Below are 25,977 nucleotides of genomic sequence, written 5' to 3' on the forward strand. Positions count from 1 at the left end.
CGCTATTTCCCGAACCGAAAGGATGTTGTACTCGATGAGTAACCGGAACGATGCAAACCGATATGCCAACTACATTAACGGGGAATGGTCGCCTTCAAGCAGCGGCGAAACCGTACCGAGCATCAGTCCCGCCAACCGCCACACGATCGTAGGCTTGGTGCCGGCTTCGACAAGAGACGATCTGAATCGCGCGGTCGATGCGGCGAACGAAGCGCGCCGGACTTGGAGGAAGCTTGCCGGCTCCCAGCGCGGAGCATTGCTGTTCAAAGCGGCGGATATTTTGGAAAGCCGGATCGATGAGATCGGCGAAACGATGACGAGGGAGATGGGGAAGACGTTCCCCGAGGCAAAAGGAGAAACTGCACGCGGTGTTGCCATATTACGTTATTACGCAGGCGAAGGCATGCGCAAGATTGGAGACGTCATTCCGGCGACGGATGCGGACGCCTTCATGTTCACGACGAGAGCGCCGCTCGGTGTCGTCGGCGCGATTACGCCGTGGAACTTTCCGGTAGCCATTCCGATCTGGAAGATCGCTCCCGCTCTCATCTTCGGCAATACCGTTATTTGGAAGCCCGCAACGGAAACCGCCGTTACGGCTGCAAAGGTGACGGAATGCTTTCATGAAGCCGGTTTTCCCGCCGGCGTGCTGAATATGGTCGTAGGCAGCGGCCGGGAGATCGGACAAGGCATTGCCGAACATCCCGGCATTCACGGGGTTACCTTCACCGGCTCCAATCAAGTCGGCAAACAAGTGGGGCAAGCGGCGTTCGCAAGAGGAGCGAAGTTCCAGCTCGAGATGGGCGGAAAAAATCCGATCATCGTGGCAGCGGATGCGGATCTCGATTTGGCTGTGGACGCCACGATCAGCGGGGGTCTTCGTTCGACCGGCCAAAAGTGCACGGCGACAAGCCGAGTGATCGTGGTGAAAGACGTCTATGAACTTTTCAAAGCGAAGCTGATTGATAAAGTTTCGACACTGAAGGTCGGCGACGGAATGCACCCGGATACGTGGCTGGGTCCTTGTGCGAATGAAAGCCAGTACAATTCCGTTCTTGACTATATTCGGAGGGGAGGCGAAGAAGGCGCAAGGTTGATCTATGGCGGCACGAAGCCCGAAGCGGAACAGCTGAAAGACGGTTTCTACGTGACGCCCGCCGTATTTGAAGGCGTCACCTCACGTATGTCGATCGCGCAGGAGGAAATTTTCGGACCGGTGCTGGCCCTCATCCGTGCGGAATCCATAGAGGAGGCGATCGAGCTCGCCAACGACGTCGACTTCGGTCTAAGCGCCTCGTTGTACACGAAAAACATCGGCAACGCGTTAACGTTCGTACAGGAAATGGATGCCGGCCTTGTCCGCGTCAATGCGGAAACGGCCGGGGTCGAGCTGCAAGCTCCGTTCGGCGGCATGAAGCAATCCAGCTCGCATTCCCGCGAGCAAGGTCAGGCCGCCATCGAGTTTTTTACTTCCATTAAGACCGTATTCATTAAGCCATAAACTTGGCTTCCGAAAGGCTGGTGCATGCCGTGAACTCCGATTTGTTATCCATCATGGGCCCGGATGACGACGATTTGTTCCGCATTCGTACGCATGCGGCCGGACCGGCCGGTTCGCTGCCGCTTACGGATGAGCTGCTTCGCAACGCCCCGAGCGGACATTTGTTCGGCTGGTCGCAGAACGTCGGCATGGGCCTTACGCCCAAACGCCTCGGTGCCCCTGAAGTATTGATCTTAGGTACGATGGGCGGCATTCGTGACGAGGAAGGACGGCCGGTCGCGCTCGGATATCATACGGGACATTGGGAAATCGGGCTGCTGATGCAAGCGGCTGCGGAAGAGGTCACGAAGGCCGGCGGCATCCCGTTCGCCGGTTACGTCAGCGATCCGTGCGACGGACGGTCGCAAGGGACGACGGGAATGTTCGATTCGCTTCCGTATCGCAACGACGCGGCCATCGTCATGCGGCGTCTCATCCGTTCGCTTCCGACTCGCAACGCGGTTATCGGGGTAGCGACCTGCGACAAAGGTCTGCCCGCAATGATGATCGCCGTAGCGGGCATGACGCGTCTGCCCGGGGTCATCGTCCCCGGCGGCGTAACGCTTCCTCCGACTTACGGAGAAGATGCCGGGAAAATTCAGACGATCGGCGCCCGATATGCGAATGGGGAAATGTCGCTGCAAGATGCGGCGGATTTGGGCTGCCGCGCATGCGCGACACCTGGCGGAGGCTGCCAGTTTCTCGGTACGGCCGGAACGGCCCAGGTCGTCGCCGAGGCGCTTGGCCTAACGGTGCCGCACGCCGCTCTAGCTCCGTCAGGTCAGCCCGTGTGGGAACAAATCGGGCGCCAGTCGGCCCGCGCCGCGCTTCATGCAGCCCAAATCGGACTTGCCACGGGACAAATTGTAACGGATGCGGCCATTCGCAATGCGATGGTCATTCACGCCGCATTCGGGGGCTCCACCAACTTGCTGCTGCATATTCCGTGTGTGGCTCACGCCGCCGGGTTGACGGTTCCGGCGGTTAGCGATTGGACCGATATTAATCGCCAGGTGCCGAGGCTGGTCAGCGTCCTTCCGAACGGTCCGATCCATCATCCGACCGTGCATGTCTTTTTGGCCGGCGGCGTTCCCGAGGTAATGCTCCAACTTCGCGGGCTTGGTGTAATAGACGAGAAATCGCTCACCGTAACGGGACAATCGATCGGAACCGTTCTGGATTGGTGGGAAGGATCCGAACGAAGACATCGGATGAGGAAGCATTTGAGGGAAACCGTCGGGATCGATCCGGACACCGTCATTTTTTCGCCCGAGAGGTCGAGATCGGCCGGATTGACCTCGACCGTTACGTTTCCGACCGGTAACATCGCTCCGGAAGGCTCCGTAATCAAGTCGACTTCCATTGATCCTGCTGTCGTTGGAGAAGACGGGGTGTATCGCCATATCGGCCGGTCGAAAGTGTTTACGACGGAGCGGGCCGCGATCCAAGCGATCAAGACCGGCGGCATCGTAGCCGGCGACGTTATGGTATTGATCGGCCGAGGACCGAGCGGAACGGGAATGGAAGAGACGTATCAGCTGACATCCGCCTTAAAGCATTTGCCGTTCGGCAAGCATGTTTCCCTTCTGACCGACGCCCGTTTCTCCGGGGTGTCTACCGGCGCATGTATCGGACATATCGGCCCCGAAGCGCTTGCGGGAGGGCCCGTCGGAAAGCTGAAAGACGGAGACTGGATACGCATCGAGATCAATCGGGAAAGTCTGGAAGGACGGATTGACTTCATCGGAGAAGGCGAAGAGCGTTTCGACGCCGAAGAAGGTACGCGCCGATTAGCGCTGCGGACGGCGCATCCGGACCTAATGCAAGACCCCGAGCTTCCGGACGATACGCGGTTATGGGCGGCGCTGCAATCGGTGAGCGGCGGAACGTGGCGCGGAGGCATCTATGATGTCGATCGCATCGTCGCGGCATTGGAAGCGGGCAAGAAAGCCTTAGGCTGGTAAATTCAATGGAAGGGAATGCAAACACAGATGCATGCAGCTTTCGACTTTGACGAAGTAGGCCGGCTTCCCTTGCCGGGGGACAACGTCGCCGTCGCTATTCGCCGGATGGACGCCGGAACGATCATTCGCTATCGTAATCAATTGCTAACACTGGATTATGCCGTCATGGAAGGGCATCGCTTTGCCGTGAAGGAGATCGCTCCGGGCGAACCCTTGCTTTCCTGGGAGCTGCCCTTCGGAACGGCGATTCGGCCGATTCAGCCCGGCAATTATGTGATCAACCTTTCCGTACTGGAGGCGCTTAAAATCCGGCATTTGGATTTTACACTTCCGGCGGCGCCTAACTTTGCGGATCGGGTTCATCCTTTTGTTCTGAATGAGGTTGATTTCCAGCCGGCCCCGGCGATCCCCGATTATACGGAAACCCGCACCTTCCAAGGCTATCGGCGAAGTTCGTCACGCGGAGTCGGCACCCGCAACATGATCGTCTTGTTAGGGACGTCCTCCGTCACGGGCAGCTTTGTTAAGGTGCTTGCCGCTCGTCTGCAGGGGAAAGCGGCGAACTTTCCACAAGTGGACGGGATTGTCCCTGTGGCTCATACCGAGGGCGGGACCGAACAGCCGAACAATTTGGAATTGCTGCTGCGCACGTTGGCCGGATTCATCGTAAATCCGAACGTTGGCGCGGTCCTCATCGTGGACCATGGCGCCGAGCCCGTGACCAACCGAATGCTGGAAGCTTATATGCGCGACCATAATGTTCCGATCGATGAGGTGCTTCACCGGTTTCTGTCGATACAAGACGGATTTGTGCCGAATCTTGCGAAAGGAGAAGAAATCATTAACGAGTGGCTGCCGATCGTCAACCGCTTCGAGCGAACGCCGGAATCGCTGGCCCATCTCAAGATCGGGCTGCAGTGCGGCGGCTCGGACGCCTTCTCCGGCATTTCCGCGAATCCGCTGCTCGGCTGGGTGACGCAGGAGCTCGTTCGATACGGCGGTTCCGCGAATTTGGCTGAAACCGACGAATTGATCGGCGCCGAGCCTTATGTATTAAAGAAGGTCCGCGATGTAGAGACCGCCCGCAAATTTCTGGAGCTTCTCGACCGATTCAAAACGCGCGCGGCTTGGCACGGCGCCAATGCGGAAGGGAATCCGTCCGGCGGCAACAAATACCGCGGCCTTTACAACATATATTTAAAATCCATCGGCGCGGCCATGAAGAAAAATCCGTCCACGCGCCTTGACTTTGCTATCGATTACGCCGAGCCGATGAAACAACCCGGTTTTTATTTCATGGATAGCCCCGGGAACGACCTAGAGAGCATTGCCGGTCAGGTGGCCTCAGGCTGCAATTTAATATATTTCGCAACGGGCAACGGCTCGATTACCAACTTTCCGTTCGTGCCGACCATTAAGGTCGTGACGACGACGCAAAGATATCAGTTATTGAAGAACGATATGGACATCAATGCCGGTCAATATTTAGACGGCATATCCATGGAGGAGCTAGGCAAGCAGGCATTCGAATTGACGTTGCAAATCGCCTCCGGTCAACGCAGTGTAGGCGAGAAGGCGGGCCATGCGCAGGTGCAAATTTGGCGGAACTGGCGGCAGAGCGACGGAAGCCGGCTGGAAGCGTTGCTTCATGCCCCGATGCCGACGGGGGAGCCGATTGCGATTCGCAAGGATCCGGCGGACGCCGAAGTCCGCGTTCGCTTCGCGTTAACGAGGGATCAAGACCGACTGGCAAGCGATCGGATCGGTCTCATTCTTCCCACAAGTCTCTGCTCCGGGCAGGTGGCGAATATGATCGCTCGGCGACTGAACGATCAGGGTGTCGGCAAGCCGGAGCTTTCGCGGTTTGTGGCGTTGGCCCATACGGAAGGATGCGGTATTTCGGACGGCCGACAAGAGCAGCGTATATTTTCCAGGACGATGCTCGGCTATGTCACCCACCCGTCGGTAAAGCTTTGTCTGCTGTTGGAGCACGGTTGCGAAAAGACGCATAATGACTACATGCGCAATGAGATGGAACAATTGGGGATTGACCACAGCCGTCTCGGCTTTGCCAGCATTCAACTTGACGGCGGGATTGAGAATGTCGTTCGGAAGGCGGAGGCATGGTTTGCCAACCGATTGACGGAGGTTCCTCAAGCCGTGAAGGAATTAGCGGGGCTTGAAGCCTTACGCGTCGGGATAGTAAGCGACGGCCCCGTTGACGATGCGGCCGGAGAACAGCTGGCGAAGGTAACGAGAACGATCGTCGGCGCCGGCGGGACGGTTGTCATTCCCGAGAATAGCGGATTGCTTTCAACGCCTGCATATCGTGAGAATGTACTGGTTACAGCGCATGTTTCGCCGTCACTGGCTTACGGCGAAACTGCCCGCCGCAACGGTTTCCACATGATGGAGGCGCCGACGGAGCATTGGGTGGAAACGGTCACGGGATTAGCGGCTACGGGCGTTGAGCTGATGATCGCTTTGGTCAATCGCCGGCCGATGCAGACGCACCCGTTCGTGCCAATGATTCAGATGGCGTCGGATCCCGCAATGCAAGCAAACCATACCCATGAATTGGACCTGTCGCTGACCGGAAACCCGAACGATTGGACCGGGCAAATATTGGAGTGCTGCAAGAAAGTGATCGAGCATAGCCATATTCCGCGACTCTATCGTCAGGGGAATGTTGATTTCCAATTAACACGCGGGTATCTCGGCGTTTCATTGTAAGGAATCAGCAGGACTAATGATAACCTGGAAACCTTAGCACGAAAACCTTGATTGGCATTTCGCCCATCAAGGTTTTCATATATGGCTGGGAATGGAGCATAAACTACCTTGACGGCTTGGAAGACTTTATACGAGCGATTTCTAAAAACACTTCCTGACATACAATGCGAACCTGGGAGGTTGAAAGCAATGACAAATCGTTTATTGGACAAAGTGGTTGTCATCACCGGCGGAACTAAGGGGATCGGTAAAGGAATTGCTTTAAGGGCAGCGCAGGAAGGAGCGAAAGTAGTCATAAACGGCCGCAATGAACAAGACGGGGAATCGGTTGTTCGCGAGATCAGCGATCGATTCGGGACGGAGGCGCTTTTCGTGAAGGGCGACGTGAGTCGGGAAGCGGCCTGTAAGCATCTGATTGAAGAAACCGTTACGCGATTCGGGAAGGTGGACGGTCTGGTAAACAATGCCGGGATATTTCCTCGCGGCAGTATGGTCGATACATCGGAAGAGCTTTTCGATTCGATTTTTGCGGTGAATATGAAAGGAACGTTCTTTTGCTGCAAGTATGCGATCCAAGCCATGTTAAAGACAGGCGGCGGCTCCATTGTGCAGATCGGATCTACGAACGCCTACAAGGGAAGCAAGGATCTTGCAGCCTACGCTTGCTCCAAAGGAGCTATGCTGACTCTGAATCGTCATATCGCCGCTCATTACGGAAGGGATAATATCCGCTCCAATTGGATCACGGTCGGCTGGGTCGCGTCGGAAGGAGAGATTGAGCTGCACAAAAATTATTACGGAAGATCCGAAGACGAATTAAATGAACTGGCCAAAAAGGCTACGTTAACCGGACGCATGCAAACACCGGAGGATATGGCATACGGCGCGATTTTCCTACTTTCGGACGAAGCCAGTCAGATTACCGGAACGGAGCTTGCCATTAACGGAGGACTTGGACTGTAATTGTAAGCGCATACTCATTAGCCAAAAATATGTAAACGGAGGGAATGGATCTTTGAACGGATATAACTTGGATGGAAAGGTCGCATTAATTACGGGTGGAAGCCAGGGGCTCGGAATGGAGTTCGCCGAGAAATTAGCGCTCTGCGGGGCACAGGTGGCGATTACAAGCCGCGATGAACGAAAGGCGAAGGAAGCGGCTGAAGCGATAAGCGGGAGAACTGGCGGAAAAGTGCTAGGGGTTAAGGTTGATGTGACGAATTCCGAAAGTATTCGACGGATGGCGGATCAGGTCGTAAGCACTTTTGGCCGTTGCGACATATTGATCAACAATGCCGGAATTAACGTGCGCAAGCCGATTCTGGAATATGATGAGGAGAGCTGGGATCTCGTGTTGACGACCAATCTGAAAGCGCCGTTCCTCTGCGCGAAAGCGGTCGTCCCTTACATGATTAAGCAGCATTACGGCCGCATCATTAACATTGCTTCCATGCTGGGACAAGTCGCATTGCCCGAACGTTCCGCATATTGTTCGAGCAAGGGCGGCCTGATCCAGCTGACAAAGGTGATGGCTCTCGAATGGGCGGCCCACAACATTACGGTTAATGCCGTCTGCCCAGGCCCGTTCGCGACGGAGCTTAACAAAGTTGTTATTAATAACCCGGAGGCGAATCAATATTTCATGAATCACTTACCGGTAAAACGATGGGGCGATCCAAGCGAGCTATCCGGACTCATCCTTTATCTGGCCTCCGATATGTCGAGTTTCATGACCGGTTCCGCCATCACGATTGATGGAGGCTGGACCGCCGAATAATTCTATCAATCTGTAAAAAGGAGGAGGAAGGTATGAAGTTCGGATTGACGGCATACGGAACGGTGTATTACATGGGCATTGCGCCGGCTTCGAACCGTTCGCGGTTTACGGCGAAAGATCAAATCGACATGGCGGAAGCTTACGGGTTGCAAGGCGTTGAAATTCCGTTCGACATACTTAGGGAAAGCGATCCCGATGAAGCGGCCGATTATGCGCGAAGCAAAAGTATGTTTATCAATATCGCAGCGAGCGGTTACGAGCATGCGAATTTGAAGGAAGCAATGAAGCTTGCAAACCGTATTGGTGCCATTACAGTCCGCACGGTTGTCGGAGGGGCGAAAATCGGCGGTGACCGCAGGCATATGGCAGGGGAGTGGCGGCCGTTCCTGCAAATGCTGCTTCGGAATTTTCAGGAGGTGATGGACGCAGCGGATCCGAATGGCGCAAACCTCGGCGTTGAAAATCATCAGGACTTAACTTCTGAAGAACTGCTGTGGCTGTGCGAAAGCATCGGATCGAATCGCTTCGGCATTACGCTTGACACCGGGAATCCGCTCGCAACCGCTGAGGAGCCGAACGATTTCTTCCGGCGAGTCGCGCCGTTTGTAAAAAATGCGCATCTGAAAGATTATAACATCTTCTGGTCGGAGGAAGGATACCGGCTAGCTCGCTGCCCGATCGGCCAAGGCGTCATCGATTTTCCTCTATTATTCGACATCCTTAAAGAGCACAATCCCGACTTGACCTTATCGATAGAACACGGCGCTTTAGAAGCCCGTCATATTCGGGTGTTGATGGAAGATTACTGGACGGAATATCCGCCGCGTACCGCTCTCCAGCTCATCCGTTTGCTGCGTTTTGTTGAAGATCGCGCAAGAACAAAAGGGGATTGGCGGACACCTTACGAGAAAGGCGAGTCGCCGGAAAAAATTGCCGCTTATGAAATCGACGAATTGAACCGCGGAGTTGCCTTTTTGTCCACTCTCATAAAGAAATACGCTTGATAAACATCTTAACCATCCGTGAAGCTTTACAGAGTACCAATAAAGCCATTGAGGTGATCTGAATGACGGCAATGGAGTTAAAGGGAAAAAATGCGATCGTAACCGGCTCAAGCAGAGGGCTCGGCAAGCAATATGCCTTCGATCTTGCGGCCGCGGGGGTAAACGTTATTATTCACGATATCAACGAAGAGGCTGCGGCCCAGTTTGACGAAGCTGTGTCCGGAAGCGCCGTAGCTCAAGAAATCGCTGAAACGTACGGTGTGAAAGCACATTTCATCGCGGCAGAGATGCGCGATCCCTTACAAGTGAAAGCGTTGGTTGACCGGTCGATTGAACTGCTCGGCTCAATCGACATTCTGGTCAACAACGCCGGAGGCGACATTGGTGCCGAATCGCCGCGCCCCGAACCGAACGATGCGCTGGACATTTCCGTTGCAGACATTCAGGCGGTTGTGGATCGGAATTTGACAGCGACGATGTTCGCCTGCAAATTTGCAGGTCTGCATATGCGGGAACGAAGATCCGGCAAAATCGTGAATGTCGGTTCAATTGCCGGACATGTTGCCGTTCGGGAGGGAATTATTTACGCAGCGGCAAAAATGGGCATTTCGCAATATACACGCAGCCTGGCGGAGCAGCTTCGGCCGTATGACGTCAACGTCAATTGCATTTCTCCCGCGCCGACCTACACCGGTCGATTTCTGGCGACACGCAATGTGCCGGAGGAAGATGGCCGTTCGCGCTTGCAGCGTATTGCGAAGCCTAAAGATATGTCCGACATCGTGATGTTTCTTGTCGGTCCGCAATCCGATGCATTATCCGGCGAGACAATCGTCTGTTGGAAATAACGGTTGAATCAAAAAATACGTAGCGATATAACACATCATCCCGGTCCGTTCGGACCGGGATGACGCATGTTATCCGGTTGTTTAGTTGATGACACGCTAATTTTTTTCATAGGTAAAGCCCGGTTCGGCCGACAGACGTCCAAGCAATGATCGTGCGTGACTTATATTATAAAAGAGCATGCAGCCGTTATTAGGGAGAGAGGCAGAAGCAAGATGAGAGTCGTGAATCTTAACGGGAGTCTGGTAAATGAACGACGCGCAGCAATTTCCATCTATGATCACGGCATCCTGTACGGTTGCGCCTTTTATACGACTATGCGCATTTGCAAAGGACACATCTTCCTGATTGACGATCATCTGCAGAAAATTAATTACGCCCTGAATGATCTCGGAATCTTACACGCTCACGGCATTGATTGGGAGTCCGAGATCCATAGAGCGATTCGTGCCAACGGAATGAATAGCGGGGTGGCCCGATTAAACATTACAGCCGGCAATGTCGGTTGGCGTATGCCGCGAGCGCCTTATTCAAAGCCCAACTTCTTTATATTTACCCGCAACATGGCTTCTCCGACACGAATGATTCCCAAATCCATCATCGTATTGAAGACCCCGTATGAACGGCCGAATGTCCATTACAAATCAGTGAATCGGACCAACGGGGTTAAAGCCAGAAGGGAGCTGTGGGGCAAAAGGTTTTACGACGGATTGTTCATCACCGCCAAAGGAGTCGTTGCGGAAGGGATCGATACGAATATTTTCATGGTTTACAAAGGTGAAATAATAACACCTGATATTTCAACCGGGATTCTTCCCGGACTTACCCGGCGATACGTCATGGAGCTGGCAAAGAGCCTCGGCTTTCCCGTTCGAGAGGAAATATTCACATTGGAACAATTGCGGAAAGCCGATGAAATCTTCATAACAAATACCGGTGCGGGTATTACGCCGATTCATAACATTCACAACCTTCTCACACGTTCGGAATTCCCCATCGCACGCACATTATGGGAACAATACGTAAAACAGTTGGAATATTTGCGCTCTGCGGGGGAGATCAACAATGAATGAAAGCAAGGCAGTTTCACCGCCCATCCAACTGAAGGATTGGACTTTTCATCGGCTCGCTCTTTCCGATAAAGAAATGTACTTGAAATATGTTGCGGAAACGGAATATCCGATGAACTACTCAAAGTCTTTCTTTGATTTTGTATGGGGGCGATCACGGGTCGGCGATCTTGCGTTGTGGAAAGAAATCGACGGAATGCTTACGATCTTTAAGTATGAACGACGAAAAAATGTTCTTTACCTCCCCTTTCTCCCATTGGGTAAAGGGTCGCCGGAGCACGTGATTCAAGTTCTAATTAAGGCACTAACGTTCTGCAGCGCTTGGAACGGAAAAAAAGCGATGGTACGGGTTCTCAACAATATGCAGCTTGATTATCTTCGCAGTTCTCCCCTTTATCGCAAATATTTTCGCAGTATTACTTTAGTCGGGCGGGAAATTTACGTTTCCGTTCAACATCTCGTTCACCTCACAGGAACACCCTTCGCCTCGATCCGAAAAACAATCAATCGATTCATGAGAGAGTATCCGAATGCCGTCATCAGAAAAGCCGTCAAAGGAGATGAAGAACGGCTTTGGGCCTTAAAACAAATATGGAACCAAACAGCCGGCGCCAAATATCCGAAAATTCTCGATGACGAATACTATCGCAGGATCATCAACCGGTTCGATGAGTTAAACCATATCGTTCTGCTTATCGAAGTCGATTCGAAGGTCATCGCAATGATTAGCGGAGCGATCAATCCCGACGGCTTGGGATGGGCGAATTTATTAAAATATGACAACAGCTATAAAGGCGTTTCCACTGTGATGTATATTGAACTTGCCAATGAAATCCATAGATTGAATCCGGAATCCGAACTCATTAACCTCGGCAGCGATATCGGCGTGGGCGACGGGCTCAGCTTATATAAAAACAAATTAAGACCGGTATTATTTACCGATCGATTGAGATTGTTTTTGAAGTAAGAGGGGGTGAGAGAGGATGAAAACCGTTGTGTTCCTTGGAATCACAAGTTACGGCACTTGGAGAGAAGCGGTTCGGTTCGCGTCGAAATTAGGTTATGCAACCGTTGTATTTACGAATATACCCTCTTTAGCTAAATATCAAGAACCATTTCCGCAAATCCATAAAATGATTTATATTCGCAGCATTCGATATTACCCGTTAAGAAGACTCATTCGGAGGCTTCAATCGGAGGGGTTTGAAATTGCCGCTATTATCAGCTTCGTGGAGTTTTATACGTATACCGCATGCTTGCTGGCAGATGAGTTCCATGTAAACCGATTATCGATACCGGCTTATAAGCACATGAGCAGTAAAATCATGACAAGAAATTTACTCTCGGGCACCCCTTATTCTCCGTTCTATACGATCCTTACAAATTCCGATCCTCAAGTCCTGAATACGCTCGCCGAACAATTGCCATTGGTTGTTAAAATGCCCAAATCCGTCGGATCAAAAGATGTTTTCAAAGTAACAAGCAAAGCTCAATTGGAAGCCGTAATAAGCAAAATATCGCCTCAACCGCATCATCCGGTTATTGTTGAACAATATTTGGACGGCCCCCAATATTTAGTTGAAGTAATCGTTTATTCGGGACAGACACATATTGTTGCCTTTATAAGACAGGAAGTCGAATTCAACGGTCAGAGTCGTTTTATTATTACCGGGTACAGCGTAATCCTCGACCGGAGTTCGGAAATATTTCAAAGTGCCGAGAAGACCGTTCAATCGATCGTCGAACGCCATGGACTGGCGAACGGCTCCTTCCATATGGAACTTCGCCTTGTGAACGGGGAGTGGAAAGTGATCGAGATCAATTCCAGGATGTCCGGATCCGGAATGAATCAATTGATCGAATACGCTTATGGCATTAATTTATTGGAAGAAACGATAAAGTTATGGCTTGGAGAAAAGCCGAATCTTTCACCCAAACATCGCAAGCATACCTATAACCAGTTTATTACCGCGCCAAGAAGCGGGCTTTGCAAAGATATCATTGGAGTGTCTGAAGCCAGGGAATGTCCCGGTGTACGACAAGTTTTCGTAAGTTCGGTTAAAGGAAGACGGCTAAGACCTCCTCTCTCGATGTATGATCGTTACGCATATGTGATCGCTAATGGCGACACCGAAGAAGAAGCCGAAAGAAACGCCAAATCCGCCGCGTCCCTCATCCGGTTTGTAATGTGGAGGTGATCGTATGTCTAACAAGGATGTAACGCTCGGGGGCCGGACATTTCAACGCTTGACTCTATCCGATAAGGAATTGTTTTCCAAATACTTTAAGGAAACCGAATATCCCACTACCTTTTATTTTTCCAACTTCGACATTATTTGGGGAAACTCCGGCTTTCGGGATATCGCCCTGTGGAAAGAAATGGATGGGATGCTTGTTGTTTTCAACTATAACCGAAGATCCAAGTCGTTAAGCCTTCCGGTCCTTCCTTTAGGAAAAGGCTCGCCGGACCATATTTCAAATGTGCTTGTGAAGGCTTTGACTTTGTGCCGCGAATGGAACAAGGGGAACAATATGGCATTCGTACGCGGGATCGATGATTTGCAATATGAATTCCTCCGTCTTTCTACTATGTTTCGAAATCACATCCGGCATAAAGTCCTTCCTGGATTAGAAAGGCATATTTCCGTACAAAATACTGTAGCTTTGCCGGGAAAAGCTTACAATGATGTCCGATATGCACGAAATAAATTTTATCGAAAATTTCCGAACGCTTTGGTCAGGCCCGTAAAAGATGAGGATTACATGCCGCTGCTTGAGTTAAAGAAAGAGTGGAACCGTACAGCGGGAACCAAATATAAAAAAGTATGGGATGACTATTTTTACCAAAAGATTCTTAAATATCATAAGCAGCTGAATCATTTAATACTAGTGATTGAGATAGACGGAAAATTAATCGCTATGGCGACCGGAGGCTTTACTCCAAGCGGCCAAGGATGGGCGGGCATCTTGAAATGTCTGAATGAATATGAGGGTGCCAGTACGGTAATGTATATTGAATTTGCAAAGGAGTTCCATCGGCTCAATCCGAGAGCGGAGCTTATTAACATCGGAACGGACGCCGGTGTAAGAAATAAAGACGGCACTTCGGGTTTAAGCATTTTCAAAAGCAAATTTAGGCCTGTCTTAAGTACAAAGCGAATCCGATTGTATTTAAGGAGAGGAAGTCCCGGACTAAAGAGCGAAGCGGAGGAGCATACTCCATAAACCGAATCAAGCTGAACGAGAGGACTTCATGCCGTAAAATCCGATCTCAAGCATCCGGGGGATGCTTTTTTGTTTCCGAAATACAAAAAGTAGACGTATGTTCCGCCTACTTTTTAAAAAACTTGAAAATGATCGTCATCCTTTACACGGCGGCCATTTTGGATTTGGATACAGGTGAGTGCAGTTATCGCCTTTATGGCGTGCTTGCAGCCATGCGGAATTTCCAAAACGTCGCCGACCATCACTGGACTTGTAGTGCCATCCTTCACCACTTCGCCTAACCCATCGAGAACGATAATAGCTTCGTTCCGCTCAATATGATAGTGATAACTCGTCTGCATGCCGGCAGCGATCTTGATTTTTACCGTGCGGGTTTCCATTTCCCCGGCAACGAGATGGTCTAACACCTGCTTCGAGCCCCACCGCTTCTCCTCATACATGATTTGCGGGTTGTTCTCTTTGTGATGCAGGACATCCTTTATCAGATGGCTGATTCCTTTATTTGCTACCAGAATGCCGTCCGGACCCGCCGCTACGATCAGGTTTTTACCGCCGATCACATGAATCGGTATAGAAAGCTCATTGATCAGATGCGAATTGTTCGAATGCTCCGAGACAGTGCCCTTGCCGATCACGTTGCTTCCGATCTTCGTGGTGAGAGCTTCCCAGCTGCCCAAATCGTACCAAAACCCGTCGTATGGAGCGACGACCATGTTCCGCGTGTGCTCGGCAATTTCCCGATCAAAGCTTAATTCAGGCATTTGTTTCATTTGCAAGATGAAGTCGGCATAACGCAACGGGAGATTACGTTTGGTTAGTGCCGAAAGAAGGAAATCGAGCCTAAACGCATACACACCGCAATTCCACAACGCTTGATTCTTAATAAGGCGACGTGCATTCTGTTCATCCGGCTTCTCGATAAATTGGGAGACGGCACGATAAAAGTTTCTATAGCCGCTTTTCTTCGGCACAATATATCCGAACTGACTGGAAGGATGTAGAGGCGTAGTTCCGATTATAGCCAAATCCGCCCCGGAGTGATTGAGAATCGCGGGAAGTTGTTTTATCGTTTCAAAGAAATTTGGATCTACAAACAAATCTGCCGGAAGAAAACAGACGATGTCATCCGAGTTGGCATTTGTAATGGAATGTAGGTATACGGCTGCAAGTGAGACTGCAGGAAACGTCCCCCGTCGAAAGGGCTCGCTGATGATCGGAATCCGGTCACCGATATGATTTCGCGTCATTTCAGTTTGGCTGTGATGAGAAACGACAACTGCCGATGTCAGTAAACCGGCGGCATCTAACTGGCGGAAAACTCTTTCTATCATCGATTCCGCATGGCCGTCCGGACCCTCAAGGAGCCGGAGAAACACTTTCGTGCGAACCCCATTGGAGAGAGGCCATAGTCTTTTACCGGATCCGCCGGACAATAGAATGATGTGCAAAGAATACCCCCCTCATGAATCAGGTGACTGAACGGAAACAGTTAGAAGATATGCATGACGTTGGTGAAAAGAAAGGGAGCGATATTGTTTAGCCAGACGTCTTACGCTCTGGGAAGATATCTTTGTGGGATCGGTTCTCATCAGTTTATTTCGCGCCGGTTTCAAGATGTATTTGGACGGATTTTGTCCATAGACGAAGTTAGCATAAGTTTCATATTCAGAGAAGGCTCTTGGATCTTCTGTGTTTATGCTTTCAATGATGGCTCGGTACCACGGCTTGCCGTTTCGTGCTTCAATGGTTAGCTTGAGCCGCTCTAATTGAGATTTTTCAAAAAACATGGAATGAGTAACCAGGAAACGAGGGGCGGATTTCTCTTGACCCAGCAATTTTTCGTAAGTTAAAAAATATTCAGGCACACTGAAGTGTTTCCAATAGAAAACATATTTGTCCCCAATGCGGAAATGAAGAGGGCGAATAAAGACGGTATCAGCGTCCACTACAAGAAAGTCTCGTTCACATATCGTATCTCCGCTCAATTTGAGCAGCTGTTGGTAGAGCCAGCCGGAGCGCTCCAAATTCCCGGATCGATAATTAATGTGCTGCTTCGTGATTGGCAGCACGGTGTCTTCCAATACGAATTTACAATTTTTTTGGATACATACCGCACGAATGAGTTCACTTTCGGGGGCAACGATTACAATATCACGTATCGGGTGCATCACATACGTGCGAACACTGTCTATAACATACGGAAGCGTTCGTACATCCTTATCAATTACAGGGATCAACACATCAATCGCGGGGCCGATGAGGGATAGACGGTCACTCATTCTACTAACCTCCATTCTGCTTAGGGATACATTTATTATATGTAAATCGTATGGGACGGTTTAGACAGAGGTCTGTTTCCGCCTCACTTTCAGCAATTACCCAACACTCTGTCCATATTCGCAGACATATGATGTTATCAGTCTGAAATGTAATGTGGTGGTGATCGGATGCAAAGCAAAGATGAACTGCGGCAAATAACGATCGGGGGGTGGACATTTCAACGTCTGGTTCTTTCCGATAAGGAAATGTACTCGAGATACGTCATGGAATCCGAATATCCTACCACTGTATTTAGTTCTCATTTCGATTTTATTTGGGGAAATTCGGGTCATCGAAATTTCGCCATATGGAGAGAAATGGATGGAATGCTTGCCGTTTTTAAATACAACAGTAAATCCCAAACCTTAACTCTTCCTATCCTTCCCTTAGGAAAAGGGTCGCCGGAGCAAGTTGCATCTGTACTGATTAAGGCTTTGAGTTTTTGTCGCGAATGGAACAAGAGGAATATAGTGGGCGTTCGTGTGATCGACGAGCTGCAGTATGAGTTCCTCAGAAAATCTTATCTGTTTCGTAAACATATCCGAATTAAAGTCCTTGAAGGGATGGATCGGCACGTTTCCGTTCAAAATCTTCTTACCTTGCCGGGGGAAGCTTTCCGTCCGATCCGATATACACGAAATAAATTTTATAGAAATTATCCCAGCGCGCTAGTTAGACCTATGAGCAGCGAGGATTTACAGCCGCTGCTTGACTTAAAGCGGGAGTGGAACCGTTCATCCGGAGAAAAGTATAAGGGAATTTGGGATGAACTGTTTTACCAAAAGATTCTTAAATACCACGAACAGCTGAATCATTTCATTCAGGTGCTCGAGGTTGATGGAAAAATTGTCGCTTTGGGGACCGGGGGCCTCACTCCAAGCGGTCAAGGATGGGCAGCGATCATGAAATATTTGGATGATTATGAGGGCGTTAGCACAATCATGTATCTTGAGATCGCAAAGGAGGTCAACCGGCTTAATCCGAAAGCCGAGCTTATTAACCTTGGTAGCGACTCCGGCGTAAGAAGTAAAGAAGGCGCTTCGGGTTTAAGACTTTTCAAAGACAAATTCAGGCCTGTATTAAATACGAAGAGAATGCAATTGTATTTAAGAAGAAGAAGTCCGGGTTTAAAAAGCGGGTGGAAATCCCCATCCGCTTGACCCGAATCAACACAAACCGGCTGCATGTTGCAGCCGGTTTATTACTGCTTCGAACACATTCTAAACACAATGAATGGTACAATGTGAAAATAAGAATAAATTTACAATCGGAAGGATGTTACGCATGAGCGAATCTAATCAGGAGTATATCGTAATCTCGGGTGCGAGGGAAAACAATCTCAAGAACGTGTCACTGCGCGTTCCAAAGCGGAAGATTACGATCTTCACCGGAGTTTCCGGATCCGGTAAGTCGTCCATCGTCTTCGATACGATCGCCGCAGAATCTACTAGATTACTGAATGAGAACTTCAGCATGTTCGTTCGCAATTTCTTGCCCCGCGTTCCGCAGCCGGATACGGACGCGATCGAAAACTTGAGCATGGCTGTTATCGTGGACCAGAAGCGGCTTGGCGGCGGTTCACATTCCACAATGGGCACGATTACCGATATCTCTCCGATTCTCCGTCTTCTTTTCTCCCGAGTAGGTAAGCCCTATGTTGGACAAGCCCACATGTTTTCCTTCAACGATCCGCAAGGCATGTGTCCCGAGTGCAACGGAATCGGCCGCAGGCTGGGCGTCGACATGAAGAAGGCGCTGGACATGTCAAAGTCGTTGAATGAAGGGGCAATTATGCTGCCGGACTATTCGGTGAACGGCTGGGAATGGAACATGATCGTACAGTCGGGGGACTTTGATCTCGACAAGAAGCTGAGCGATTTTTCGGATGAGGAACTGGAGCAGCTGCTGTATGCGAAAGCAAGAAAAGTGGCGACGCAGTTCGGGGGGAAGACTATAAACATTACAGTGGAAGGCGTTATTGAGAAGTTTACCAACAAATACATTAAGCAGGATGTGAAGACGAAGTCCGAGCGCACACAAAAAGCTGTCGCGCCGTTCATTTCCGAGGGACCCTGCTCCAGCTGCCGCGGCGCGAGACTTAGTCAGGCAGCGCTTAGCTGCAGGATCAATGGATTCAACATTGCGGAGCTGTCCTCGATGGAGGTCGGACAGCTCATCCGCGTCATTCGAGAAATTGACGACGCAATCGCCGCGCCGATCGTCAAGTCGCTGACGGAGCGGTTACAGCATCTGGTCGATATCGGACTCGACTACTTGACGTTGGACCGTGAGACGGATACGTTGTCCGGCGGCGAGTCTCAGCGCGTCAAGATGGTGAAGCACCTGAGCGGCAGTCTGGTGGATGTCACTTACATCTTCGATGAGCCCAGCGTCGGCCTGCACCCGCGCGATGTTCACCGGCTAAATGAGCTGCTGCAAAAGCTGCGCGATAAGGGCAATACCGTAATTGTCGTCGAGCATGATCCCGATGTGATCAAGGTGGCCGATCATATCGTCGACGTCGGGCCTTACGCCGGCGGCCGCGGCGGTACCATCGTGTATGAAGGAAGCTACCAAGGCTTGCTGGAGTCGGGTACGCTGACAGGCAATCATATGAAGCGGCCGCTCCAGCTGAAAAACCATTACAGGCGGCCGTCCGGCAAGCTGTCCATCAAGGACGCCACACTGCACAACCTGCGGAACGTGAGTGTGCATATTCCAACCGGTGTGCTGACAGTAGTTACGGGCGTCGCCGGATCGGGCAAGAGTACGCTGATTAACGAAGTGTTTCTCAGCCGGCATCCGGATGCGATCGTCATCGATCAATCGGCGGTAGGCGTGTCAACACGCTCGAATCCTGCGACCTACACGGGCATTATGGATGATGTGCGCAAGGCGTTTGCTTCTGCGAACAAGGTCAATCAAGGCTTGTTCAGTTTCAACTCCAAGGGGGCTTGCGAGAACTGCCAAGGGCTGGGCGTCGTATATACGGACCTTGCATTCCTCGACAGCGTGAAGCTGCCGTGCGAAGTATGCGGAGGCAGACGGTTCAAGGAAGAGGTGCTCGCGTACAAGCTGAATGGCAAGTCAATTGCAGATGTGCTGGAGATGACGGTGGAGCAGGCACTGGACTTTTTTCAGCTGAAAGAGGTTGTGCGCAAGCTCCAAGCGATGAGCGATGTGGGGCTGAACTATATTACACTCGGTCAGCCGCTCAGCACGCTGTCGGGCGGGGAATGCCAGCGCATCAAGCTGGCAAGCGAGCTGCATAAGAAAGGGAGCATCTACGTGATGGACGAGCCGACGACCGGCCTTCATATGTCGGATATCGGTCACCTTCTGGAAATCATGAACCGTCTCGTAGATGCCGGCAATACGGTGATCGTCATCGAGCACAACCTCGAGGTGATCAGCCAAGCGGATTGGATCATCGATATGGGACCGGACGGAGGCAGCAAGGGCGGCCAGGTAGTGTTCGAGGGCACACCTTCGCAGATCATCCACGCGGAGCAGTCGATCACGGGAAAATATTTAAAGTAAGGGAATAGGGGTTTACGTATTTGGAGCTGCTATATTGGCAGCTCCTTAATTTTGTCTTTGGGACAGACTGTTCTTCGGACCTTCATGTATGACAATGGGATTGAGCCTAAATTAGATTCTATAACCCAACCGATCAAAATTTCTGACGCATATGATATAAGAAACGGGCAATTACCGTTTGCTCCAAATGATGATTCAAAGGAGACTGGGGATGACAAAATATCAAATTGTTTATAGGGGTACAATTTCTCATGCATTTGGTGGGGGAATAGCGTGCGGAGAATATATTTTAGCATTAGATAGGTTAGGAGTCGATGTAAAAATTGACAATGGTTATTATTATAATTTTTCAAAATTGGAACGGCAGAAAGCACTAAGGCTCAGTTTTTTATTGAATAAGCCTTATGCGGCAGACAAACCTAAAATATTAGTCTATGATTCTCCCCCTCAAGGCATTGATACAAAAAAGGAACGAGAGAGGTTTGACTATCTGATCCTCAATACCGTATGGGAAACGACGAAAATACCCAGTCAGTGGTTTCCCATAATTAATGAATTTGATGCAGTGTGCGTGCCATCGCTTCATAATATCGCGGCCTTGAAAAACAGCGGGGTAAAGATCCCTGCTTCCTAGTGCCGCATGGGACGGATACTCAATTTTACAATCCGGAAAACGAAAAATTCCCTTTGCGGGGCTCAACCGGAAAGTTCATCTTTGTATCCGTATTCGGTTTTCAGCACCGGAAAAATCCGGAAGGGTTGCTCCGGGCTTATTGGGAGGAATTTAAACCGGATGAACAGGTCATGCTGCTGATGAAAACCCACTGGTACGGAAATAAGAATATGGGGCATCAGATTCGAAAGAGTATCTCTCAATTCAGAGAGAAGCTTGGGATCGGTAGAGTTACCGCACCTCTTGTATTAATCACCAACATACTCGATAGTAAACAACTCAGAGGCGTATATACGCTTGGTAATGCTTTTGTTCTACCCTCTAGAGGAGAAGGTGTGGGGTTGCCTTTTATCGAGGCATTATCTAGCGGCATACCGGTCATTGCTACGGGGTGGGGAGGGCAAACGGATTTCCTCCATGAAGGAAATTCATTTTTGGTCAATTATGAATTGGAAAATCCGGGAACACGCATGAATCATTCCATATCGCCAGATTACCGTATATTTTTTTCGGAAAAAGACCAACAATGGGCAGAACCGGATCTTGAACACTTAAAAAAGCAAATGAGGTATGCCTACGAAAACCCAGATCTTTGTAGAAAAAAAGGAATGCAGGGGAGAAGGGATATGTTGAATTACACTTGGGATCGCGGTGGGATCGAATTAAAACAAGCCGTCGAAAAGATGATGGGATAAAAAGGAGACCTATTAAGATAAAATAACGAAGTATTCAAATATGTGTTAGACTTGTTTTTGCTCAAGCTTTTCCTCAAAAACCCTTAAAGCTTTTGCCACGACCGTAAAGCTTGAAGAGTTTTATCATTGCAAAGGAATAGCGGACAGGTAAAAAGAGAGCGTGGATTTGATGCCGACTTATTTATATACTTACGCGTGTCATGAAGACGAACGGTTATTGTGCGGTTTGGAGTTACGCTCCTTGTTCGGTTTCGAGCCTTCGGAGCGTGCTTTTTGTTCTCAGACCGAGATAGATCCAAGTCGTAGTCCTTTTATTAAGGAGCGAATCGATATACAGTTTGAAGGCGGCAGTCCTTCGGAACTGGCGAAACGAGTCCGAAGTTTGGATTTGGGCGGCTCAACATTCAAGGTGAAGTTCGTAAAAACGGGCGACGATATCCCGTTTGAGGAGCGGAGAGCGGCGGAACGTGTTGTTGGAATGAAAATTACCGGGAAGGCTGAGATGCGTTGCGATTCCGCATCCGCGCGGGATAGAGGCTATCGATCCTTGTTGCGGGATCGGAACGGTCGTCATTGAGGCGCTTTCGATGGGAATCGATATTGTCGGGTACGACATCAACTGGATGGCGATTCGCGGCGCGCGTTTGAATTTACAGCATTTCGGGTTTCCCGATGTCGTTAAGGTGGCCGACATGCGAACATTAAGCGGTCGCTATGATGCAGCGATACTCGATTTGCCATACAATCTATGCTCCAAGCTATCACAGGAGGAACAGGTGCAGATGCTCCGCAGCGCAAAGAGGCTTGCGCGCAAAGTAGTTGTCATTTCGACGGAAGCTATCGATGATATAATCGGGCTTGTCGAGTTCAACATTGTTGATCGCTGCACGATCAAAAAAGGCACATTCGTCAGAGAACTGCTGGTATGTTCATCGTAGAACCCAATGCCCCCTTGATGAAAAAACGTTCCCGAAAGTGAGCGTTTTTCCTTACACGACTGCAGTCGCCATATTGTCCAAGCTATCGGTTCATCCCAAAACGTCACTTATTATAATAAAATACCGTTATAGCATCGGACATTTTTGTTACAGCTTTCTTCAAATTCCGATAATACGTGCTTAAGGCCATGTTCATTCGTTGCGCAATGGTTTCATGATTACCTGAATTTTGTATATAACTCAATCGCAGAATGGTTCCGTAAGCAGCATTTTGGCCGTTGGCATCACACCATTCTTCCACGATCGAAAGGATCAGTTTCCTTAATTGATTCGCTGCCTCACTTAGTTCATGCTTGGAATGGATATATTTTCGGAGATAGGGGTAGCCGCTAACGAAATTTTGATTTTCCTCGAAATTATGGAAGTGAATTAATAGATGTTTCGTTTGTTCAATCATCTCAGGTTGAGAAGGGGAGAGAACGGGACTGTTGGCCTCTCGGGATGTTAATAACCGTTCCGAAAGCAAGCCCTCTCTTAAGTCCAACTGATATGCTTTATATACAACACCGTCTTCGGAAACGTAATCCCCCCAGCTTAGCCTTTGATACCCCATACTTTCCATAAGCTGATGCGCTTCCGGAAATGGAGTAATAACAGTCATGAGACTGTTAGGTGCAATCTTGGAGTAGCCAAACATAAAAGCCAATCCGACGGCACTTGCTCCGAATTCAGGTTGAAAAGATGCAATCCACATTATTATTTCATTTTCTTGGTAGGCGGAATGTTTAATGTAACGGCTGTATGTCGGGTTATTGATTAACTCTTTTCTTATACGCCGGGTTAGCGGCAGAGCGGACACAAAGAGGATCAATCGCTTTTTATTATAGAAACCGTAGAAAGTATCAGGGCTCAAGTCAAAATACTCCTCTAAATAGTCCTCTTGCATGGTAAGGTCCGGAAAAAAGCCGGGAACGCTATGGTGAAACCGAGTAAACATCATCTTTACTGTGGGGAGTTCGTCTTTAAGAACGGGACGTATATCAAATTCATCGAAAGATTCCAGAAAACAATAGCTATGTAATATATCGTGATCGATCAGATGCAGCAGCTGCAAGTAAATCGATGACCGTTCGTTCGGTTTTTTTTGGTGTAATCTTTTTAGAAGGTAAGATCTTGCTTTGTGCAGGTAAGCAGTATGGAGCTCCGGGGATCTAAAATTAAAATCTTTGCGGATCCAAGGTCTGATGGAATTCAGAACTTGCCATCCTTCTGGGGTCAACTTTATGAAGGGAAGCTCGCAAAAGGTTCTGAATACATGAATATTGACATCACACTGCAGCAAATGAGTAATCAGATCATAATCAAAGCTCCACAACATTGAGGCGGCATCAAGAAGCTTAGACTGGGCATGAGATAGTTTTACATTTTTCAATAGAAATTTGACGGCTTCGTGATAAAACTTCACTTTATATAACCTCGAACCAATCACTTCGTCTCCCTCAAGAAGAGTATCCTGCGATATATGTTGAATTGCAAACGGAAATCCTCTGCAAAATTTAGTAATATTGTGAAGCGTTTCAAAGCTGCGGATGCCCAATGATTCGGCGAATCGGTAACTTGCCGTTTGGTCCAGCGGTTTTAGCTCCAAGTTGTAAATGGATTGTTTTCCGTCCGCATACTTTGGCCACGATTGTTCCAAAGGAAATCGAGAAGCCGATAAAATACGGACGCTTGGAGCAAGGCGCGGCAATGAGAATGAAACCAGCCGTTGGAAATGCTTCTTCCAAGGTTCGAAAGGATCGATTACAAAAACAACATTTTCACAGCATGATGCGCAGTTGTTCATGAAGTGATGGAGATGATCTATCGATATGCTCTGTGAAGAAGTATTTACAATCACATGATCATCGTCGGTAAGCTGCAGCTGAAAGAAATCACTCGCGGAATCATCCTGACAATATTTTTGGATCAGGGCAGTTTTTCCTATTCCCCCTGGACCATAAATATGCACGATACGGGGTCCGTCGTATTGCATTAACTGTCTTATTGAATCGAGTTCCTGCTCTCGTCCATAAAATGGTTCAAATTTTTTTTGTTGTTCGTAAGTAACATCCACCACAGCGCAACACCTTCCTATTCTTTAGTACGTTGAGGAAATGAGAGTTCGGTGAGAGTGAATATCGCATTGTAATTGAAAGTAAGTAAATGATACAAAGATAAGCGGATGGAGGTTCAGCATTGGTTAGGAAGATTTAAATAGTAAGCTTTTATTGTAATTTTAATACTTATCCCTCAAGGAGTGAATCAGTTTGAAAAAGAAAGTCGCTGCATTATTGCTCGTTGTTGTTGCGGTATTCATGCTGGTTGGAAACGTAATGGCAGAGGATTCTGCCGCTTCGCAAACCTGGAAAGTTGCGGTCGGCAAGGAAACGGACTCCACGTCGATTGATGCGATGCTCCCTAGGGTCACTTATGTCCATGAAGGTGACAAAGTGGAATTTACCAACGGAGCGAAAATCACTCCTCACACCGTAACCTTCCTCGGCGAAACCAAGAAGCCCTTGTTGCCTACAGACCCTGCTCATGCAGTGCCGTCGGCCGACAGCGGGGTGAGCTGGGACGGAAAAGCGCTTCTTAACTCCGGTATTCTTCTTCCCGGGCAAAAGTATGAAGTTGTTTTCCCGAAAAGCGGTGTTTATTCTTTCTATTGCGTTCTTCATCCAATGATGACCGGCACAATTGTTGTCATCCCGAAAGGACAGCCGATTCCAGACAAAATTGCACAAGCTGCAGACGCCAAATGGCAGGAGAATGAGCTCTTGCTGCAAGCTCAGCTGTTGGATGGTTCCAATGCTTCTGCGACATATACCAAAAACAATGACGGTTCCTTAACTTACAGTATCGGAATGGGATCCGCTCATTCGACTTTGTCTCACAACAAAAATATGCCCGATTTGGTTGTAGTCAGCGCAGGCGATTCCGTGGAATGGATGAACATGAGCCCCTACGAACCCCATTTTGTTACGTTCAATAAACCTGCAGATCTGAATTTCTTCACCGAAAAAGGAGAGTTCAATCCCGCATTCCTGGCGCCTTCCGGAAAAACCGCGTTTGACGGTACCGGCTTTACGAACTCAGGAATCATGATGCCCGGAACGAAATACAGCTTGAAGTTTACAAAGCCCGGAACCTATAAGTACGAATGCTATCTGCACTCCGGCTCTAAAATGACAGGCACAATCGTTGTTGTTCCAAAAGACGCCATTAAATTGGTGGTGAACGGAAAAGCGGTAGCCGATTCCGCCGGTGCGGAGTGGAAAAACGGCGACATACAAGTATCTGTTAAATTGTTCGCGCAAGCCTTGGGAGGCACCTTAACCGTAAAAGGCAAATCCGCTACGATAAAGGCAGCAGGTGAGGCCAAATCGGCTAATGTCAGCATCAATATCGTGAAAGGCGTCGGATTCGCCTCAGCGGAGCAAATCGTAAGGGCACTTGGAGGATCTTATTCCTGGAACGAAACGACCAAGACGTTCACCGTAACGGTCGGCAATTCAACAGGCGGTCACGCACATCATTAATCTCTTCAAATATGTAAGGCGCACGGGAGGAGCCGCGTTCGCAGCTCCTCTTCTTTTTTCACCAACTCGAGA

The 25,977-nt window shown here is 49.4% G+C and carries 20 protein-coding genes; 17 read left to right on the top strand and 3 right to left on the bottom strand.

Annotated features, from left to right (window positions below; translation table 11 throughout):
* Positions 1 to 34: 34 nt before the first annotated feature.
* From gucD to PT964_RS09830, 11 genes are all read left to right on the top strand, one after another.
* The gene (gucD, locus tag PT964_RS09780) at positions 35 to 1,501 is read left to right on the top strand and encodes an alpha-ketoglutaric semialdehyde dehydrogenase GucD (protein WP_274363175.1); all 1,467 of its coding nucleotides are present in this window, start codon (positions 35 to 37) and stop codon (positions 1,499 to 1,501) included.
* 53 nt (positions 1,502 to 1,554) lie between these two features.
* Complete coding sequence (locus tag PT964_RS09785) at positions 1,555 to 3,504, top strand: YjhG/YagF family D-xylonate dehydratase (RefSeq protein ID WP_425262698.1); 1,950 nt, start codon at positions 1,555 to 1,557, stop codon at positions 3,502 to 3,504.
* Between the two features lie 15 nt (positions 3,505 to 3,519).
* Positions 3,520 to 6,237, top strand: coding sequence for a UxaA family hydrolase (locus PT964_RS09790; RefSeq protein ID WP_274363177.1), 2,718 nt, complete (start codon positions 3,520 to 3,522; stop codon positions 6,235 to 6,237).
* 189 nt (positions 6,238 to 6,426) lie between these two features.
* Positions 6,427 to 7,200 (top strand): SDR family NAD(P)-dependent oxidoreductase, encoded by a 774-nt coding sequence (locus PT964_RS09795; RefSeq protein WP_274363178.1) that lies wholly within the window; start codon positions 6,427 to 6,429, stop codon positions 7,198 to 7,200.
* 52 nt (positions 7,201 to 7,252) lie between these two features.
* Positions 7,253 to 8,014 (top strand): SDR family NAD(P)-dependent oxidoreductase, encoded by a 762-nt coding sequence (locus tag PT964_RS09800; protein WP_274363179.1) that lies wholly within the window; start codon positions 7,253 to 7,255, stop codon positions 8,012 to 8,014.
* A gap of 32 nt (positions 8,015 to 8,046) precedes the next feature.
* Entirely contained in the window at positions 8,047 to 9,018 is a 972-nt protein-coding gene (locus tag PT964_RS09805; RefSeq protein ID WP_274363180.1) for a sugar phosphate isomerase/epimerase family protein, read from the top strand.
* Between the two features lie 62 nt (positions 9,019 to 9,080).
* Positions 9,081 to 9,866 (top strand): SDR family NAD(P)-dependent oxidoreductase, encoded by a 786-nt coding sequence (locus PT964_RS09810; protein ID WP_274363181.1) that lies wholly within the window; start codon positions 9,081 to 9,083, stop codon positions 9,864 to 9,866.
* A 213-nt stretch (positions 9,867 to 10,079) separates the two neighbouring features.
* Complete coding sequence (locus PT964_RS09815; protein WP_274363182.1) at positions 10,080 to 10,937, top strand: aminotransferase class IV; 858 nt, start codon at positions 10,080 to 10,082, stop codon at positions 10,935 to 10,937.
* Positions 10,930 to 11,901, top strand: coding sequence for a phosphatidylglycerol lysyltransferase domain-containing protein (locus PT964_RS09820; protein ID WP_274363183.1), 972 nt, complete (start codon positions 10,930 to 10,932; stop codon positions 11,899 to 11,901). The genes PT964_RS09815 and PT964_RS09820 overlap by 8 nt, the downstream gene beginning before the upstream one ends.
* Before the next feature lie 358 nt (positions 11,902 to 12,259).
* Positions 12,260 to 13,132, top strand: coding sequence for an ATP-grasp domain-containing protein (locus tag PT964_RS09825; protein ID WP_274363184.1), 873 nt, complete (start codon positions 12,260 to 12,262; stop codon positions 13,130 to 13,132).
* 4 nt (positions 13,133 to 13,136) lie between these two features.
* Positions 13,137 to 14,159 (top strand): phosphatidylglycerol lysyltransferase domain-containing protein, encoded by a 1,023-nt coding sequence (locus PT964_RS09830; RefSeq protein WP_274363185.1) that lies wholly within the window; start codon positions 13,137 to 13,139, stop codon positions 14,157 to 14,159.
* Between the two features lie 113 nt (positions 14,160 to 14,272).
* Here PT964_RS09830 and PT964_RS09835 read toward each other — a convergent pair whose 3' ends face one another.
* Together PT964_RS09835 and PT964_RS09840 are read right to left on the bottom strand one after the other, a co-directional pair.
* Entirely contained in the window at positions 14,273 to 15,607 is a 1,335-nt protein-coding gene (locus tag PT964_RS09835; protein ID WP_274363186.1) for a sugar phosphate nucleotidyltransferase, read from the bottom strand.
* Between the two features lie 12 nt (positions 15,608 to 15,619).
* Entirely contained in the window at positions 15,620 to 16,438 is an 819-nt protein-coding gene (locus PT964_RS09840; RefSeq protein WP_274363187.1) for a DUF6492 family protein, read from the bottom strand.
* A 168-nt stretch (positions 16,439 to 16,606) separates the two neighbouring features.
* On the opposite strand from PT964_RS09840, the gene PT964_RS09845 reads away from it, so the two are divergent.
* The 5 genes from PT964_RS09845 (at position 16,607) to PT964_RS26515 (ending at position 22,324) form a co-directional block, all read left to right on the top strand.
* Positions 16,607 to 17,638 carry a phosphatidylglycerol lysyltransferase domain-containing protein gene (locus PT964_RS09845; protein ID WP_274363188.1) on the top strand — a complete coding sequence of 344 codons (1,032 nt, stop codon included), beginning with the start codon at positions 16,607 to 16,609 and terminating at the stop codon, positions 17,636 to 17,638.
* A 124-nt stretch (positions 17,639 to 17,762) separates the two neighbouring features.
* Entirely contained in the window at positions 17,763 to 20,018 is a 2,256-nt protein-coding gene (locus PT964_RS09850; protein WP_274363189.1) for an excinuclease ABC subunit UvrA, read from the top strand.
* A gap of 211 nt (positions 20,019 to 20,229) precedes the next feature.
* The gene (locus PT964_RS09855; protein ID WP_274363190.1) at positions 20,230 to 20,652 is read left to right on the top strand and encodes a hypothetical protein; all 423 of its coding nucleotides are present in this window, start codon (positions 20,230 to 20,232) and stop codon (positions 20,650 to 20,652) included.
* Positions 20,652 to 21,386: a glycosyltransferase gene (locus tag PT964_RS09860; protein ID WP_274363191.1), complete on the top strand. Its 735-nt coding sequence runs from the start codon at positions 20,652 to 20,654 to the stop codon at positions 21,384 to 21,386. Before PT964_RS09855 ends, PT964_RS09860 begins: the two co-directional genes overlap by 1 nt.
* Positions 21,387 to 21,973: 587 nt before the next feature.
* Positions 21,974 to 22,324 carry a TRM11 family SAM-dependent methyltransferase gene (locus PT964_RS26515; protein WP_425262695.1) on the top strand — a complete coding sequence of 117 codons (351 nt, stop codon included), beginning with the start codon at positions 21,974 to 21,976 and terminating at the stop codon, positions 22,322 to 22,324.
* A gap of 103 nt (positions 22,325 to 22,427) precedes the next feature.
* Here PT964_RS26515 and PT964_RS09870 read toward each other — a convergent pair whose 3' ends face one another.
* On the bottom strand, positions 22,428 to 24,443 hold the full coding sequence (locus tag PT964_RS09870) for an ATP-binding protein (protein ID WP_274363192.1): 2,016 nt from the start codon (positions 24,441 to 24,443) through the stop codon (positions 22,428 to 22,430).
* Between the two features lie 190 nt (positions 24,444 to 24,633).
* Between PT964_RS09870 and PT964_RS09875 the strand changes: the two genes are divergently transcribed.
* Positions 24,634 to 25,905, top strand: a complete 1,272-nt coding sequence (locus tag PT964_RS09875) for a plastocyanin/azurin family copper-binding protein (RefSeq protein WP_274363193.1) — start codon at positions 24,634 to 24,636, stop codon at positions 25,903 to 25,905.
* Positions 25,906 to 25,977: the final 72 nt, after the last annotated feature.

It is taken from the genome of Paenibacillus thermotolerans, assembly GCF_028745515.1.
Classification (GTDB): domain Bacteria; phylum Bacillota; class Bacilli; order Paenibacillales; family YIM-B00363; genus Paenibacillus_AE; species Paenibacillus_AE thermotolerans.